At 62.2% G+C, this 16,081-nt stretch carries 15 protein-coding genes; 7 read left to right on the forward strand and 8 right to left on the reverse strand.

From position 1 onward, the window contains the following. Positions 1 to 137 precede the first annotated feature (137 nt). The 4 genes from recQ to KTQ42_RS10570 all read right to left on the reverse strand — a co-directional run bounded on the left by recQ (position 138) and on the right by KTQ42_RS10570 (position 3,733). Positions 138 to 1,958, reverse strand: a complete 1,821-nt coding sequence (gene recQ, locus KTQ42_RS10555; protein WP_217345459.1) for a DNA helicase RecQ — start codon at positions 1,956 to 1,958, stop codon at positions 138 to 140. 25 nt (positions 1,959 to 1,983) lie between these two features. Next, positions 1,984 to 2,817, reverse strand: a complete 834-nt coding sequence (locus KTQ42_RS10560; RefSeq protein WP_217345460.1) for an undecaprenyl-diphosphate phosphatase — start codon at positions 2,815 to 2,817, stop codon at positions 1,984 to 1,986. Positions 2,818 to 2,930: 113 nt separating this feature from the next. Beyond that, entirely contained in the window at positions 2,931 to 3,482 is a 552-nt protein-coding gene (locus KTQ42_RS10565) for a DUF1439 domain-containing protein (RefSeq protein ID WP_217345461.1), read from the reverse strand. Continuing rightward, the gene (locus KTQ42_RS10570) at positions 3,479 to 3,733 is read right to left on the reverse strand and encodes a YkgJ family cysteine cluster protein (RefSeq protein ID WP_217345462.1); all 255 of its coding nucleotides are present in this window, start codon (positions 3,731 to 3,733) and stop codon (positions 3,479 to 3,481) included. Before KTQ42_RS10570 ends, KTQ42_RS10565 begins: the two co-directional genes overlap by 4 nt. 308 nt (positions 3,734 to 4,041) lie before the next feature. Here KTQ42_RS10570 and KTQ42_RS10575 point away from each other — a divergent pair, with 308 nt between their 5' ends. The 7 genes from KTQ42_RS10575 to KTQ42_RS10605 are packed head-to-tail and all read left to right on the forward strand — an operon-like array spanning position 4,042 to position 12,489. Continuing rightward, a complete protein-coding gene (locus KTQ42_RS10575; RefSeq protein ID WP_217345463.1) occupies positions 4,042 to 4,974 on the forward strand; it encodes a hypothetical protein in 933 nt (310 codons plus the stop codon). 59 nt (positions 4,975 to 5,033) lie between these two features. Next, entirely contained in the window at positions 5,034 to 5,696 is a 663-nt protein-coding gene (locus KTQ42_RS10580) for a TetR/AcrR family transcriptional regulator (protein WP_217345464.1), read from the forward strand. A gap of 2 nt (positions 5,697 to 5,698) precedes the next feature. After that, entirely contained in the window at positions 5,699 to 6,856 is a 1,158-nt protein-coding gene (locus KTQ42_RS10585) for an efflux RND transporter periplasmic adaptor subunit (protein ID WP_217345465.1), read from the forward strand. A 12-nt stretch (positions 6,857 to 6,868) separates the two neighbouring features. After that, positions 6,869 to 10,087, forward strand: a complete 3,219-nt coding sequence (locus tag KTQ42_RS10590) for an efflux RND transporter permease subunit (protein ID WP_217345466.1) — start codon at positions 6,869 to 6,871, stop codon at positions 10,085 to 10,087. Between the two features lie 43 nt (positions 10,088 to 10,130). Next, on the forward strand, positions 10,131 to 10,796 hold the full coding sequence (locus KTQ42_RS10595; protein ID WP_217345467.1) for a protein-L-isoaspartate O-methyltransferase: 666 nt from the start codon (positions 10,131 to 10,133) through the stop codon (positions 10,794 to 10,796). 9 nt (positions 10,797 to 10,805) lie between these two features. After that, positions 10,806 to 11,129 carry a rhodanese-like domain-containing protein gene (locus KTQ42_RS10600; protein WP_217345468.1) on the forward strand — a complete coding sequence of 108 codons (324 nt, stop codon included), beginning with the start codon at positions 10,806 to 10,808 and terminating at the stop codon, positions 11,127 to 11,129. A gap of 19 nt (positions 11,130 to 11,148) precedes the next feature. Next, entirely contained in the window at positions 11,149 to 12,489 is a 1,341-nt protein-coding gene (locus tag KTQ42_RS10605) for a TolC family outer membrane protein (RefSeq protein ID WP_217345469.1), read from the forward strand. 179 nt (positions 12,490 to 12,668) lie between these two features. Here KTQ42_RS10605 and KTQ42_RS10610 read toward each other — a convergent pair whose 3' ends face one another. The 4 genes from KTQ42_RS10610 to KTQ42_RS10625 are packed head-to-tail and all read right to left on the reverse strand — an operon-like array spanning position 12,669 to position 16,081. Further along, complete coding sequence (locus KTQ42_RS10610) at positions 12,669 to 14,387, reverse strand: OmpA family protein (RefSeq protein WP_283093299.1); 1,719 nt, start codon at positions 14,385 to 14,387, stop codon at positions 12,669 to 12,671. A gap of 7 nt (positions 14,388 to 14,394) precedes the next feature. Next, positions 14,395 to 14,718, reverse strand: a complete 324-nt coding sequence (locus tag KTQ42_RS10615) for a hypothetical protein (protein WP_217345471.1) — start codon at positions 14,716 to 14,718, stop codon at positions 14,395 to 14,397. Between the two features lie 40 nt (positions 14,719 to 14,758). Further along, positions 14,759 to 15,340, reverse strand: a complete 582-nt coding sequence (locus KTQ42_RS10620; RefSeq protein ID WP_217345472.1) for a hypothetical protein — start codon at positions 15,338 to 15,340, stop codon at positions 14,759 to 14,761. A 33-nt stretch (positions 15,341 to 15,373) separates the two neighbouring features. Next, complete coding sequence (locus KTQ42_RS10625) at positions 15,374 to 16,081, reverse strand: hypothetical protein (RefSeq protein WP_217345473.1); 708 nt, start codon at positions 16,079 to 16,081, stop codon at positions 15,374 to 15,376.

Here is a 16,081-nt window from a genome sequence, read left to right on the forward strand (position 1 = left end):
CCGGGGCTTGAAGAACGGGCGATGCCGATACGATCAACGACTGTCACGGAATGGAACAGTTGACCGGATCTGGAACAGTGTCTGTGTGTGTCAATGCATGCCGTTGTGCGCCCGGGACAGGCAGGGAGAATGCGAATTCAAACCAGCTCGGCAATGAGCGCGACGATTTCCTCGCCATAGGTCTGCAGCTTCTTCTCGCCCACGCCGGAGACGCCGCGCAGGTCGTCCAGCGACAGCGGCTTGGCCTTGGCGATCTCGCGCATGGTGGCATCGTGGAAGATCACATAGGCCGGCACATTGTGGGCGCGTGCCGTTTCCACCCGCCACCAGCGCAGCTTCTCGAAGATCTGCTGCTCGCTGCGCGACAGGTCGGCCTCGACATAGCCGCGGGGCTTGGCCGACGCGCTGCGCTTCTGCTTGACCGGCTTTTCATAGCGCCGCAGCTGGATCTGGCGCTCGCCGCGCAATACCGGCTTGGCTTCGGCGGTGAGCTTGAGCGCGTTGTAGCTGTCATGGTCCACCGTCAGGAGGCCCAGCGCGATTACCTGGCGCAGGATGGCGCGCCACTCCGCCTCGCCGGTCTCGGAGCCGACGCCGAACACCGAAAGCTGGTCATGCTTCCACTGCTTGACCTTGTCGGAATCGATGCCGCGCAGCACATCCATCACATGGCCGGCGCCGAAGCGCTGGTCGACCCGGTAGACGGCCGACAGCAGCTTCTGCACCGGCACCGTGGCGTCGTACGACACCGGCGGATGCAGGCAGGTGTCGCAATTGCCGCACGGCCCGGACTCCTGGCCGAAATAGCTCAAGAGCCGCACCCGGCGGCAGCCGATGGTTTCGCACAGGCCCAGCATCGCATCGAGCTTTTGGCTCTGGATGCGCTTGTAGGTCTCGTCCGCCTCGGACTCGTCGATCATGCGGCGCTGCTGCACCACGTCCTGCAGGCCATAGGCCATCCAGGCATTGGCCGGCGCGCCGTCACGGCCGGCGCGGCCGGTTTCCTGGTAATAGCCTTCGATGCTCTTGGGCAGGTCGAGGTGGGCGACGAAGCGCACGTCGGGCTTGTCGATGCCCATGCCGAAGGCAATCGTGGCCACCATCACGATGCCTTCCTCGCGCAGGAAGCGGGCCTGGTTGCTGGTGCGGGTGTCCAGGTCCATGCCGGCGTGATAGGCCAGAGCGGTGCGGCCGTTCTGGTTCAGGAACTCGGCCACCTCCTCCACCTTCTTGCGCGACAGGCAATACACCACGCCGGCCTCGCCCGGATGCTCAGCCTCGATGAAGTCGAGCAGCTGCTTGCGGCCGTTGCCCTTTTCCACGATCTGGTAGCGGATATTGGGCCGGTCGAAGGAGGAAACGAACTGGCGGCCATCCTGCAGCTGAAGCCGGCGCGCGATTTCCTCCCGGGTCTGCTGGTCGGCCGTGGCAGTGAGCGCAATGCGCGGCACATTGGGGAAGCGCTCGTGCAGGATGGACAGGCGGATGTATTCCGGCCGGAAGTCATGGCCCCATTGCGACACGCAGTGCGCCTCGTCGATGGCGAACAGCGCGATCTTCGACGATTCCAGCAGTTCCATGCAGCGTGGCGTGAGCAGACGCTCCGGCGCGACATAAAGCAGATCCAGCTCGCCGTCGCGCACCTGCTGCTCGATGCGGGACGCCTGCTGCCAGTTCTGGGTGGAATTCAAAAAGGCGGCGCGCACGCCGACCTCGGCCAGCGCATCGACCTGGTCCTGCATCAAGGCGATCAGCGGCGACACCACCACGCCCACGCCGTCGCGCAGCAGCGCCGGAATCTGGTAGCACAGCGACTTGCCGCCGCCGGTCGGCATCAGCACCAGCGCGTCGCCGCCATTGGCCAGCGTATCGACGATCTCGGCCTGCTGGCCGCGGAAAGCCGGATAGCCAAAGATGGTTTGCAGCAGGTCGAGTGCGCGTTCGCGAAGGTCGGACATGGTTCTGTGTTTCGCTTATTTCCGGTTAGTCGGCCCACACCACCCAGCCGCTGTAGGCGCTGAGCAGCACGAACAGGCCGAAGACGATGCGGTACCAGGCAAAGAAGGTGAAGTCATGGGTGCTGATATAGCGCAGCAGCCAGCGCACGCACAGGAAAGCCGAGCCGAAGGCGGCGATGGTGCCCACGGTAAACATTGGCAGATCGGCGGCCGACAGCAGCGCGCGCTCCTTGTACAGCGAATAGACCGTGGCCGCCAGCAGGGTCGGGATGGCCAGAAAGAAGGAAAACTCGGTGGCCGCCTTGCGCGACAGGCCGAACATCATGCCGCCGATGATGGTGGCGCCGGAGCGGCTGGTGCCCGGAATCAGCGCGAAGGCCTGGGCGCAGCCCACCTTGAAGGCATCCAGCACCGTCATGTCGTCCACCGACTCGACCCGGGCCGGCCGGTCCTGAGCGCGCTGGCGCTTTTCAACCCAGAGGATCACGAAGCCGCCGAGGATGAAGGCCAGCGCCACCGGCACCGGCGCAAACAGCACCGCCTTGATGCTCTTGCTGAAGATAAAGCCCAGCATCGCTGCCGGCACGAAGGCGACGATCAGGTTCAGCACGAACAGCTGCGCGCGGCGCTCGCTGAACATGCCGGTCAGCACCGCTGCGATGCGCACGCGGTATTCCCAGATCACGGCCAGCATCGCGCCGGCCTGGATGGCGATCTCGAACACCTTGACCTTGTCGCCGGTGAAATTGAGCAGGCTGCCGGTCAGAATCAGGTGGCCTGTGGAAGAGATCGGCAGGAATTCGGTGAATCCCTCGACGATGCCCATGATGAATGCTTTAAAAAGTAATACCAGATCCATGCTTGTATTTTTCTTGGGTAAAAGATGCGCTGCGGGAGCCTGCGCGTTGAAAAAGGAAAACCCGCCGGGATGATACAGGCGGGTTCGGTAGGTAGCCCCCGAGACAGATCGGTTCAGTTGACCGGCGCAAAGGTTACCACGAGGCGATCCGGCTGAGTGACGATTTTCTGGGGCGCAAACTGCACGCCGGCATAGCGCAGGTCGCCGGGCGAAAAGCTGTACACCGGCAGGTCGCCCAGCAGCTGCGCGGCCAGGAAACTGGCGATATTGGCAAGCTGGCCGCCGAATGCCTGGTCCAGCCCCGGTATGCGCAATTCATCCACCCGCGGGTCGCCCAGCAGCAGCACGCCGCGCGACATGTCCACCCGCGGCACGCCCGACAGGGTCAGGCTGCCGCGGATGCCCCTGCCCAGCGCCAGCACCGGCGCTACTGACAGATCCACGCTGGTGGCAATCCGGTTCAGCTCGGGCTGCATGGCCAGGCGCGGATTGACCGCGGTGACATCGAACAGGCCCAGGTAACGCTGGTTATACGGAAACCGGGGCTCCAGGCCCTGCTGCAGGCGTGACACCGGCACTTCCACGTCGCGCGGGCCGATCAGGCCGGCGCAGGACGCCAGCATCAGCAGGCCCAGCAAGGCCAGCAGGGAAAACAGCCGCTTCATGCCATGGTCTCCTTCTCCAGCCTGTCCAGCCAAGCCATTGCCTGTTCGCGGCTGGAGCCGCACATCTCGACGGAAGGCCTGAGGCTGGCGCACACCGCCGGCCGGGCCGGACTGCCGAAGATACGGCAGCCGTTGGCCTCGTCAAGCTGAATGCAACGCACGCCGGCCGGCTTGCCGTCGGGCATGCCGGGAATGGCGGAAGTGATGGAAGGCGCGGTGCAGCAGGCACCGCAGCCGGGACGGCAGGACATGGCGGGGGTCATCGGGGGATTGTACTGAAAAAGCGGAGCAGACTCGAACCGTTGCCATCGTGAGGGGTATAGACATCTCGTCACACGCCAATACACTCATTGCGCATAGGGCATCGCCTTACAGCCTTACAGCCTTACAACCGTAAAGCGCACCGTGGAACAACGTCTACAGGCGCAACGATGACAATGCCTGGAACACAGGCAAGAGACATCAAGCCCTCGCCGCCAAGAAGTTCCAGCCAATAAGGAACCAGCTTTGACCGAGCGGTACCCACCGGTCCATTCTTTTATTTTGTCAGAGGCGCCCCATGAAGATCGATGGCAAGAAACTTGATGAAATGCCTTATGCATGGCATGACGTTGTCACGCACGGGAATGCGCACATACAACTGACACCGCCAAAGCTGCAGGCCAGGCCGGAGAGCATGGCGAAGCTGATGCAAGCAAAGGAATGTTCAGGCAAGGCAGTAAGCACGACCAGCGTCCAGAACACAGGCATGCGCTGGATGCCGTTTGAAAGGATGTACAACCCGCAAACCGATTTCCCCAACAACAGCGGCCGCGTGGAGACATTACGGCCCCAAGGCACCCTGCTGGAGGAAACGCGGAACATTCATGCCTTCGATGAGCGCCCCGGCGATGAACGCATAGTCGATCAACGCAAAATAAATGTAGCCCGGCATTTCACCAACACCTGGCCCAGCCGCCTTCCCTCCCATCAGCAACGGCAGCTTGAACATGGCAGTTATTATCTGATCACTCCGGACGGCCAATCGCGGCAATGCCGCGACTACCCGGATTTCGCCAAGTTTGTCGATGCTGTCCAGACCGGCGACCTGCCCGAACGCATACTCCACGTGGCAGGACCGCAGCTGCATAACTTCCTCTGCCAGACCTATCTATACAATCCTGCCCTTTCCCTGTTTGGACACGTGGGCCAACGCCGGGTTGAGCCGATGCCGAATCTGCGCACCGTATACGACATCGCGCGCAACCAGCAGGGCCAGGTGCAGGTGCGTTACACCGCCCGGGATGATGGCCTTGACCGCGCAATGCTGGTCGGCATTGAAGATTACGATGAGCACGAAGCCAGCGCACTCATGCCTGCCAGCATCAGATTTAGCGGAAGTCTTTTGTTTTCGCCCGACGGCGCCTGCGCAATCGGGCCGGTGCGGATGCATGCCACCGCAATGCAATTCTCGGAGCCCACAGCCCTGGCGGTAACCGACAGTTTCGCTTGACGCTGACCTGAACGGCACTTACATTACTGACTCGTCAGTAAGTTATAAGAAGTGCCTAGATGCAATGCCCGTTCAAAAACAAACCGCGCTGGACGCGTCGCAAGGATGCCCGGCCCCAGGAACTGCTGGCTGCCGCGCTGACGCTGTTTGTTGAACGCGGTTATGCGGCTACCCGCCTCGACGATGTGGCAGCCCGCGCCGGCGTGTCCAAGGGCACGCTGTACCTCTACTTCGCCAGCAAGGAAGAACTGTTCCGGGCGGTGGTCCGGGAAAACCTGGTGCCGGTGCTGGACGAGGCGGAACAGATCATCGATGGCTATGCCGGTGACAGCGCCAACCTGCTGCGCGAATTCATTCTGGGCTGGTGGCAGCGCATCGGCGATACGCCGCTGGCCGGCCTGACCAAGCTGATGATGGCCGAGTCGGGCAACTTCCCCGAAGTCGCCCAGTTCTATCACGATGAAATCATTTCCCGCAGCGACGCGCTGATCGTGCGCATGCTGGAACGCGGCATGGCGCGCGGCGAATTCCGGCAAGTGGACGCGGCGCAGGCGCGGCTGGTGATTGTGTCGCCCATACTGATGCTGATGCTGTGGCGGCATTCGTTCGATTTGTGTCGGCCTGAACCAATTTCAGTAGGCGCTTACCTGGATACCGTCATCGACCTGATGATGCACGGTCTGCTCCCTTCCTCCCCTCACACTCTCTCTCCGACGGAATAGTCATGCTCAGACGCCGGTCATTCTGGATCATTGCCATCGTATTGCTGCTCGGAGCGGTCGGCGCACGCGGCTTCGTCAAGTCGCGGCAGGCTGCCGCCAGCACGCAAGCCAGCGCGCGGACCGAAGCGCCGCCACTGCAGTTCCTGGCCTCCGACCTGCTGACGGCCACGCCGCGCGACCTGCGGCAGACGCTGTCGGTGACGGGTTCGCTGCGGGCCATCAACCAGGCCGCGGTGAAGGCCCGGGTGGCGGGCGAAGTGCGGGAAGTGCTGGTGCGCGAGGGCGAGGCGGTGACTGCCGGCCAGGTGCTGGTGCGCATGGACGAAAGCGACTACTGGGCGCGGCAGGCGCAGTCGGAAGCGGCACTGGTGGCGGCGCGCGGCCAGCTCGACATCGCCATCAAGGCACGCGACAACAACCGGGCCCTGCTGGAGCGCGGCTTCATCTCCAAGAATGCATTCGACACCACCGCCAGCCAGTACGACATCGCGCTGGCCAATGTCGACGCCGCGGCGGGCGCGCTGGCGGTCACGAAGAAGGCGCTGGCCGATACGGTGATCCGCGCGCCGATTGCCGGCCTGGTTGCCAGCCGCAGCGTGCAGCCGGGCGAAAAGGTCGCGGTCGACGGCAAGCTGCTGGACGTGGTCGATCTGTCGAAGATGGAAATGGAAGTGGCGGTGCCCACCAGCGACATTCTCAGCATCGCGCCCGGCCAGGAAGTGGCGGTCAAGGTCGAAGGCCTGGCCCAGCCCATGCCGGCGCGGGTGGCAAGGATCAATCCGGCGACCCAGGCCGGCTCGCGCTCCATCATGGCTTACCTGCAGCTGGACAATCCGCAAAGCCTGCTGCGCTCCGGCATGTTCGGCGAGGCGCGGCTGACGCTGTCGAAGAAATCCGGCGTACTGGCGCTGCCGCAGTCGGCCCTGCAGGGCAATGGCGACACCTTCTTCGTCTATGCGATCGAAGGCGACAAGCTGGAACGCAAGACGGTGCAGACCGGCATCACCGGCAGCGACGGCGACGCGGTGCTGGTGGAAATCACCGGCGGCCTGGCGCCGGGCGCGCAGGTGGTGCGCCGCAATCTCGGCAACCTGCCCACCGGCGCGACGGTGAAGGTGCTGCAGACCGCCGCCGGCCCGATCGACGCGTCGGCGCGCTAGAGGGAGGCGACCATGTGGTTTACCCGCATCAGCATAGCCAATCCCGTGCTGGCCACCATGATGATGGTGGCCTTCGTCGTCCTCGGCCTGTTTTCCTATCAGCGGCTGCAGGTCGACCAGTTCCCGGACATCACCTTCCCCATCGTGGTGGTGCAGACCGAGTATCCGGGCGCATCGCCGGAATCGGTGGAGTCCGACGTCACCCGCAAGATCGAGGAAGTGGTCAACACCATCAACGGCATCGACAGCCTGACCTCGCGTTCCTACGAGGGCAACTCAGTGGTGATCATCCGCTTCCTGCTGACGGTGGACGCGGCGCAGGCGGCGCAGGACGTGAGGGAAAAGGTGGCGCTGGTCAAGCCGGCCTTCCGCAAGGAGGTCAAGGAGCCGCGCATCATGCGCTACGACCCGGCCGACCGGGCCATCTTCTCGATCTCGGTCTCGGCCGAGGAAGGCAGCCAGCGCAACCTGCGCGAGCTGACCACGATCGCCGACCAGGTGGTGAGGAAGCGGCTGGAAAATGTGCGCGGCGTGGGCTCGGTGACGCTGGTGGGCGGCGTCAAGCGCGAAATCCAGATCTATGTGCGGCCCGGCGACATGGAAGCGATGGGCGTGGGCGTGGACCAGGTGATCGCCGCGGTGCGCAATGAAAACCAGGAACTGCCGACCGGCGCCATCCGCGCAGCCGACAATGAAAAGGTGGTGCAGGTGCAGGGCCGCATCGGCGACCCGGGCGAATTCAAGCGCATCATCGTGGCCCGCCGCGGCGGCCAGCCGGTGCTGCTGTCGCAGGTGGCCACGGTGGTGGACAGCCAGCAGGAACAGGAAACGCTGGCACTGTACAACGGCCGCCGCACCCTGGCCATGGACATCCTGAAGGCGCAGGGCCAGAACACCATCGAGGTGGTGGATGGCCTGCGCCAGGCCCTGGCCGAGATGGCGCCGACCATGCGCGCGCTCTACCCCGGCGTGCGGCTGGAAGTGATCAAGGACGGATCGCGCCAGATCCGGGTGGGCGTGGAGAACGTGCGCAAGACCCTGATCGAGGGCGCGGTGCTGACCATCCTGATCGTGTTCCTGTTTCTGAACTCCTGGCGCTCCACCGTGATCACCGGGCTCACCCTGCCGGTGGCGCTGATCGGCACCTTCCTGTTCATGTATGCCTTCGGCTTCACCATCAACATGATCACGCTGATGGCGCTGTCGCTGTGCGTGGGCCTGCTGATCGACGACGCCATCGTGGTGCGGGAGAACATCGTGCGGCATGCCGGCATGCGCATCAACGGCCGCTACAAGAGCCATCGCCAGGCGGCGCTGGAAGGCACGGCCGAGATCGGCCTGGCGGTGCTGGCCACCACCTTCTCCATCGTCGCGGTGTTCCTGCCGGTGGGCTTCATGGGCGGCATCATCGGCCGCTTCTTCCACCAGTTCGGCATCACGGTGGTGGCGGCGGTGCTGATCTCGATGTTCGTTTCCTTCACGCTGGACCCGATGCTGTCCTCGGTCTGGCCCGACCCCGATGCCCATGGCCGCGCCGGCAAGCGCACCCTCTACGACCGCACCATCGGCCGCGTCACCGGCAAGTTCGAGGACTGGGTGCAGTCACTGTCGCGCCTCTACCAGGTGCTCTTGAAATGGTCATTGCGCCATCGCGTGGCTACCCTGGTGCTGGCCATCGTCACCTTCTTCGCCGGCCTGGCGCTGCCCGCCTCCGGGCTGATCGGCAGCGAATTCGTGCCGCAGGCCGACTATTCCGAAACCGGCGTGGCCTTCTACACGCCGGTCGGCTCGTCGCTGGAGCTGACCGAATCCAAGGCGCGCCAGGTGGAAGCGGCGCTGCGCGAATTCCCGGAAGTGCTGGACCTGTACACTACGATCAATACCGGCAATGCCGCCGGCAAGAACTTCGCCACCACCTTCGTGCGCCTGAAGCCGCGCGCCGAGCGCAGCCGCAGCGCGGCCCAGCTGACCATGCCGCTGCGGCAGCGCCTGGCCGGCATTCCCGGCATTACCGTCACCCTGGTCGGCAGCCTCGACGACGTCGGCGGCGACAACAAGCAGGTGCGTTTCTCCATCCTGGGCAACGACCTGACGCAGCTGGCGCGCATCTCGGACGAGGTGCAGCAGCGGCTGCGCAAGATACCGGGCGTGGTCGATCTCGATTCCAGCATGAAGGCGCAGAAGCCCACCATTTCCATCCAGCCGCGGCGCGACATCGGGGCCGATCTCGGCGTGGGCGTGGCGCAGATCGGCAATGCGCTGCGGCCGCTGCTGGCCGGCGAGGCCGCGAGCAGCTGGCGCGGCCCTGACGATGAAAACTACGACGTCACCGTGCGCCTGGCGCCGTCCGACCGGGGGAGCAGCGAAGACTTGTCGCGCCTGATGCTGACCAGCTCCCAGCTCAACGCCGACGGCTCGCCGCGCATGGTGCCGCTGCGCCAGATCGCCACCGTGGCGCCCTCGCTCGGCGCCAACCAGATCAACCGGCGCAACTTGAACCGCGAAGTCGAGATCTCGGCCAATGCAGTCGGCCGCTCGGCCGGCCAGGTCAATGCCGACATCAAGCAGGCGCTGGACGAGATGCACTGGCCGCCCGGCTACCGCTACGAGATCGGCGGCGCCGCCAAGAACATGAAGGAGTCGTTCGGCTATGCGCTGTCGGCGCTGGCGCTGGCGATCATCTTCATCTACATGATCCTGGCCTCGCAGTTCGCCAGCTTCCTGCAGCCGGTGGCCATCATGTCGGCGCTGCCGCTAACGCTGATCGGCGTGTTCCTGGCGCTGATGTCCTTCCGCTCCACGCTCAACATGTTCTCCATCATCGGCTTCATCATGCTGATGGGCCTGGTGACCAAGAACGCGATCCTGCTGGTGGACTTTGCCAACCAGGCGCGCCAGGCCGGCATGGAGCGCGGCGCGGCGCTGCTGGAAGCGGCCCATGTGCGGCTGCGGCCCATCCTGATGACCACGCTGGCGATGGTGTTCGGCATGGTGCCGCTGGCGTTCGGCCTCTCGGAAGGTTCGGAGCAGCGCGCGCCGATGGGCCAGGCAGTGATCGGCGGCATCATCACCTCGTCCATCCTGACCCTGGTGGTGGTGCCGGTGATTTATACCTATCTCGACGATTTCGCCGCCTGGGCCATGCGGCGGCGGCGCCCTGCCGGGACGGTCGGCCAGGGTGCGGCGCCGATCGTCGCGCCGCAAGCCGGTCATCGCGATGACGGGCTTTGATAAAATTGCGCCATTTTTCCATTCCTGATACTGAGCCTTCCCCATGAACATCGAGCAAGCCCGCTTCAACATGATCGAACAGCAGATCCGCACCTGGGACGTCCTGGATACGGAGATACTGGACCTGCTGCATGTGGTCAGGCGCGAAGCCTTCGTCCCCGAGGCCGTCCGCAGCCTGGCCTTCGTGGACACCGAAATCCCGCTGCCGGGCGGCGAAAACATGCTGCCGCCCAAGTTCGAAGCGCGCGTGCTGCAGGAAGTCGCGCCCAGGAAGCACGAAACCGTGCTGGAAATCGGCGCCGGCACCGGATACATGGCCGCGCTGCTGGCCCACCGGGCGCTGCATGTGACGACCGTGGAAATCTCGCCCGAACTGAAGGCAATGGCGGAAAGGAACCTGGCCGACTATGGCGTGGGCAATGTGGACGTGGTGCTGGGCAATGGCGCGTTCGGCTGGGAAGGCAGCGGCCAGTTCACCGCGCCGTATGACGTGATCGTCATTTCCGGTTCGCTCCCCATGCTGCCCGACGCCTTCCTGCGCCAGCTGAAGGTTGGCGGCCGGCTGCTGTGCGTGATTGGCGAGCGTCCGGTGATGGAAGCCCGCCTGATCACCCGCACCTCGGAAACCGGCTACCACACCCGCAACCTGTTCGAAACCAGCGTCACGCCGCTGCGCCAGGCGGCCCACCCTTCCCACTTCAAGTTCTGAGGACCAGCGATGCAACATCTGAGCGCGCCTGAACTGGCGCAATGGCTGGCCGACCCGGCCCGCGAGAAGCCGCTGCTGCTGGACGTGCGGGAGCCCTGGGAATTCCAGACCTGCCAGATCGCCGGCTCGACCGAGATGCCGATGCGCACGGTGCCGGCGCGGCTGGCCGAACTGCCGCAGGATGCGCCGGTGGTCTGCATCTGCCACCATGGCGCGCGCAGCATGCAGGTCGCCAATTTCCTGGAGCAGCACGGCTTTTACGAAGTGTCCAACCTGACCGGCGGCATCCATGCCTGGGCGCTGCAGGTCGACAACAACATGCCCACTTACTGAGATCCACGCTGGAGAATCTATGCGCCTATCCCGCCTTGCCGCCCTGTTTGCCACCACCCTCTTCGCCTGCCAGACGCAGGCTGCCGACCTGTTGCAGGTTTATCGGGAGGCGCTGGCGAATGACGCGGTGTTTGCCAGCGCCCGGGCGGCGCTGACGGCCGGCGCGGAACGCGCGCCGCAGGGCCTGGCCGGACTGTTCCCCACCGTCGGCGTCACCGGTAGCTATGTGCGCACCGACGGCACGGTGGATATCTCCAGCCTTAATGTCAGGCGCGACAGCGGCGCCACCGTCAACAGCTATACGGTGTCGCTGGCGCAGCCGCTGCTGCGCTGGGCCAACTGGGAAACCTACCAGCAGGGCAAGCTGCTGACGGCGGTGAGCGAAGCCCAGTTCGCTCAGGCCCAGCAGGATCTGATCGTGCGGGTGGCGCAGGCCTATTTCGACGTGCTGGCGGCGCAGGATGTGCTGGCCACGGTGCAGGCGCAGAAGGTTGCGATCACCGAGCAGCTGGCCTCGGCCAAGCGCAATTTCGAAGTCGGCACCGCCACCATCACCGACAGCCAGGAAGCCCAGGCGCGCTACGACCTGGCCGAGGCGCAGGAGTCGGCCGCCATGAACGACCTGGAAGTCAAGCGCAGCGCGCTGCAGCAGATCATTGGCCGCCCGGCCGGCGACCTGGCCACGCTCAAGCCTGGCCTGCTGCTGCCCAAGCCGGACCCGGAACGCATGGAGCCATGGATAGACAGTGCCGAGACCCGCAACTACGGCGTGATGGCGCAGCAACTCTCGCTGGAAGTGGCGCGGCGCGAAATCAGCAAGAACCGGGCCGGTCATTATCCGACGCTGGACCTGGTCGCCAGCCGCACCCATTCGAACCAGAGCGGCGTGCTGCCCACGGCGGCGACCCAGGCGGCCGGCATCGTTTCCAATACCAGCAATATCGGCGTGCAGTGGAATATTCCGCTGTTCTCGGGCTTTGCAGTAACCAGCCGCGTGCGGGAGTCCATCGCCCTGGAAGAGCGCAGCCGGGCTGACCTCGAGAATGCCCGCCGCGTTGCCACACAGGGGGCGCGCCAGGCTTTCCTGGGCATCAACAGCGGCCTGGCCCAGGTGCGGGCGCTGCAGGCGGCGGAAGTGTCGAGCCAGTCGGCGCTGGAATCGAACCGGCTTGGCTACCAGGTGGGCGTGCGCATCAATATCGACGTGCTCAATGCGCAGCAGCAGCTCTACGCCACCCGGCGCGACCTGGCGCGTGCCCGCTATGACACCCTGGTCAACAGCCTGCGCCTGAAATCGGCGGCCGGCGTGCTGCGCGAGGAAGATCTGGCGCAGGTGAATGCGCTGCTGCAGTCGCTCTGAGCCTTAGTTCGGTACGCGGGCGCTCCATAGGCCAGTGCCGACGCGCTCGGCACGATCGGCACGATCAGCGCTTCTTGTGCTTGGACCGTTTCACTACCGACCATGTCACAGGCGAAAGGGCCGAAACCGCGGTGCAGTAAATCTGCAGTGTCAGGCGCTGTCATGGATACAATTCGGCGTCAGGCCTGCCCTGCCCGCCTCACGCCTATCACCACCCGCCTGTTTGGCGCCAGGCAATCCTGCTGCTCCTGACCGCTGCCCGCGCAACTTGACAGCGGCACCTTGGGATCGGCCGCGCCCATGCCGCGCACCGTGATCGGCACGTCCGGGAAACCGTTCGCCTTCAAGTAATCCCGCACCGCTTCCGCCCGCGCCTGCGACAGCTTCAGATTGACCGCATCGCTGCCGAGCTGATCGGTATAGCCGCTGATGGTCAGGCCGGCAATGCGCTCGCCATCCTCCACTGACGCTCTCGCTTCCTCGATCAAACTGTCCAGTTCTTCCTTGCCCTCCGGTTTCAGCGTTGCCTGATCGAAGTCGAACAGCACATCGGACGGCAAGTCCAGATCGTCCGACGCCGGCACATCCGCCTTGCAAACCGGGCACGGCGCCCCGCCACAGGCGGTGCCGCTGTCGGACGTGCCATTGCCTGGCGTATTGGCGTCGTCATTGCCGGACGCGGGTTGATCGTTGCCGTTGGCGGGTGGCGCCGGCGGATCGCCACTGCCCTTGTTGCCGGCCGGGTCGGACGAGGTGGGCGGCTGTGATGCGGGTGGATTCGAGGAACCGCCTGGCCCGGCGGGATCGGCTGACCTGCTGCCTTCCGGCGACACCCAGACTGGGTTCGCCCACTCGAAGGCATCGCTGTTCATGTGTAGCGTGATATCGGTGACCACCGGCACCCTGCCCTTGGCCAGCAAGGCGCTGACAAAGCTGTCCTTGCCATCGTCGGCCGCCTGCAAACCGCCGGCGAACACCTTGGCCACCAGCGGCACGCCCGGCCGGTAGCCATGGGTGATGCGCACCTTGAGCAGATTGGCGTCGAAGATGTTTTGTCCTGAGCTGGCCTTGATGATGGCGGGATTGCGCAGCGCCAGCGACGAATTGGGCAGCACGCGGGCATTGGTATTGTGCTTTTCCTTGAGTTCCGGCTCGCTGAAGTCATCGAAGCTGGCCTTGGTGGGATTGATCAGCTCCAGGCGGAAGTTACCCTGCATGTCGACCGCCGCCCGCGCCGCCGCCTGCGCCACTTCCCCGGCATTGCTTCCGCCGCCATACAGCGGCGCCAGGTGGCGCAGGTAGGCCGCGCTGATGGACTCGGCGGTCGCATTGTGCATGCTGCCTGCCCGCACTGCCATGAAGCCGGCATGGTTGACCTGGTTTTTGGTAAAGAACAGCAGTGCGTATTGAAGTAGCGCCAGGCCGACCAGCAGCAATACCGGGGCGACGATGATGAACTCGGTCATCGAGGCGCCGCGCTGGGGATGGGAGGGTAGCGCGGCTTGCTTGTTGAAAAAGGGATGGGCCAGGCGGTGGCCACGCGTGATGCCCAGTCGCGTGATGCTGCCGGCGGCCATTTCCAGCACATGTTTTGCGCGGGGGGCGGCACTGGCGCGCCACGGGGGAATGTTGGCGACGCAGCGCAGGACCACGCCGTGAGCGTCGAGATAGAGAACGTCGATGGTTTGCCGTATGAAGGCGGTATGAATGCTGGCGCAACGGGTCAGAAGCAAGGCGTTCGCAGGGACCAAAGGGTGCGCGAACATCAGCCCTCGCAGGCGGTGCCAGAAGTTGTCGGCGGTCCGGACATTCAAGGGCTTGAAGCCAGAGCTGGTATGCAGACCGGTTGTGGGGTCAGCACCCGTAACCTGGGTTGAGCGCGGCGAAACGCGGGCCATCCCTGCCTCACTCACCAGAACCTCCGCTCCAAGCCTCCCCGCCACCCCAGTCAACCGGATAAATCACCTGGCGCACAAACCGGTGAAATGAGGAATAAGTCCACTGCACCACGCGCGACACAGGCAGGACGACAACGGCATCCAAGATGAAGGGCCGTTGGGCGCGCACTGATTGCAATGCCTTGCCCAAGATTGCGATGTGCTCAATCAGCAAAGAGAAAATCAGGTTTAGCAAGGCGCCATTAAAGCAATAACTGGCGCCGGGAAGGAAATTGCAACGGTATTGGACCATGGCTTTTGAGGTTATTTGCAGTTTTTGGTAGGTGGGCACAGATTTCGCAGCGCTCCACCCAGGCTACGATGGCTGCTTTTTAAGATGCCTCCTTGCCTAGTTCGAGCCAAATAATTCTTTCTATAGCCGCTTGAATGAATTTGCATTCAAAAACAGGAACATTTTGACATGTATACAATGACTGCAAACCTGCATTCATTTTTCTCCAGTCATTATCTCCCCACTCACCGGAAAAGTAGATTATTCCCTTTCTATAAAAAAGATCTTCATTTAACTCAGTAAAAAAATAGATAATACCTGTCTTTTTATCTTTTATTCTCAACAAAGACCTATCATCCAATCCAAATTTTTTGAACCATAAGTGACCATCAAAACGGTGAATTATTGAGTATATCTCTCTTCTATTGTCAGTCGAAAAATTTGTAATCCGCTGAATCCATACATCGAGGATTTGACAGTTTTCTTTCCCATCAATAGATAAATAGTATCGTCTCGAGGAAAACGGGGTATTTGGCCTTTTTGGCTCAGAAGCCTTGATTCTTTTACATATAGATTCCGGCTCAACAACGAAGCGGCTTGTGATTTCCCGATCAAAATCCTCTTGCCTAGCATTACAATCCGAAGAAATAAAAAATAGAATATATAGAAATAAAAATTTCATCAAACCCTGCTCTCTTCGGCAAAGAACGAATTGTTACCGACTAAGTTCTTCAATTATGGCCGACACAACCGAGCGATAACGATTCCTGCATTCAATAGGCAATTCAAGCTGACGAAGCTCCAATGGATCGGTGTATGTTGCATTTAGCCACCCAGAAATCACATCATTCCAATATCCCTTAGGATCAGTCAATGGATCATTTTTCCCGAATTCAGGAAAATGAAATAGAAGCATATAGCTTATGGCTAAATATTTTCTCGCAATTTCACAATTGACGGGACCAAATCCCGCAGCGGCACTGTAACCTGCATTCCCATAAACATAATCCACTTGCATTCTTTCTCCACTAACCTTATGCAGTAAAATTAGCGGTATCCAGCTTCCAGTCATGATAGGCGAAACTTTCCATCGCCCTCCGATGTATTTTGAAATCCGTATTGGATATCCATAAATTTTGCTAGTGAACTTTGATGTCTCCATCTCACCAACATCATATAATTCACACATACCATCACCATCAGCATCAAGCCAACGCCGCATAAAGATCTTATGCCTATTTTTTTCTGGATCGAGGAAAAATATTGGTGGAATAGGCTTTGCCGATGGCCTATTGCATTTCCCAGCATTCACCCACAAAAAATCTTCTTTAAATTTATCAGGCTGCTGTGGTTTGCCAAAATCAGCTGCTACTGAACTTTTTAAAATAGCTATTCCTAGAAAAAAAATATAGATTTTCTTCAT

It is taken from the genome of Noviherbaspirillum sp. L7-7A (assembly GCF_019052805.1).
Classification (GTDB): Bacteria; Pseudomonadota; Gammaproteobacteria; order Burkholderiales; family Burkholderiaceae_D; genus Noviherbaspirillum_A.

Bases quoted from the DNA above. Each gene is read 5' to 3' on its own strand.
- recQ (WP_217345459.1), bottom strand. From the start codon at position 1,958: ATGTCCGACCTTCGCGAACGCGCACTCGACCTGCTGCAAACCATCTTT.
- KTQ42_RS10560 (WP_217345460.1), bottom strand. From the start codon at position 2,817: ATGGATCTGGTATTACTTTTTAAAGCATTCATCATGGGCATCGTCGAG.
- KTQ42_RS10565 (WP_217345461.1), bottom strand. From the start codon at position 3,482: ATGAAGCGGCTGTTTTCCCTGCTGGCCTTGCTGGGCCTGCTGATGCTG.
- KTQ42_RS10570 (WP_217345462.1), bottom strand. From the start codon at position 3,733: ATGTCCTGCCGTCCCGGCTGCGGTGCCTGCTGCACCGCGCCTTCCATC.
- KTQ42_RS10575 (WP_217345463.1), top strand. From the start codon at position 4,042: ATGAAGATCGATGGCAAGAAACTTGATGAAATGCCTTATGCATGGCAT.
- KTQ42_RS10580 (WP_217345464.1), top strand. From the start codon at position 5,034: ATGCAATGCCCGTTCAAAAACAAACCGCGCTGGACGCGTCGCAAGGAT.
- KTQ42_RS10585 (WP_217345465.1), top strand. From the start codon at position 5,699: ATGCTCAGACGCCGGTCATTCTGGATCATTGCCATCGTATTGCTGCTC.
- KTQ42_RS10590 (WP_217345466.1), top strand. From the start codon at position 6,869: ATGTGGTTTACCCGCATCAGCATAGCCAATCCCGTGCTGGCCACCATG.
- KTQ42_RS10595 (WP_217345467.1), top strand. From the start codon at position 10,131: ATGAACATCGAGCAAGCCCGCTTCAACATGATCGAACAGCAGATCCGC.
- KTQ42_RS10600 (WP_217345468.1), top strand. From the start codon at position 10,806: ATGCAACATCTGAGCGCGCCTGAACTGGCGCAATGGCTGGCCGACCCG.
- KTQ42_RS10605 (WP_217345469.1), top strand. From the start codon at position 11,149: ATGCGCCTATCCCGCCTTGCCGCCCTGTTTGCCACCACCCTCTTCGCC.
- KTQ42_RS10610 (WP_283093299.1), bottom strand. From the start codon at position 14,387: ATGGCCCGCGTTTCGCCGCGCTCAACCCAGGTTACGGGTGCTGACCCC.
- KTQ42_RS10620 (WP_217345472.1), bottom strand. From the start codon at position 15,340: ATGAAATTTTTATTTCTATATATTCTATTTTTTATTTCTTCGGATTGT.
- KTQ42_RS10625 (WP_217345473.1), bottom strand. From the start codon at position 16,081: ATGAAGAAAATCTATATTTTTTTTCTAGGAATAGCTATTTTAAAAAGT.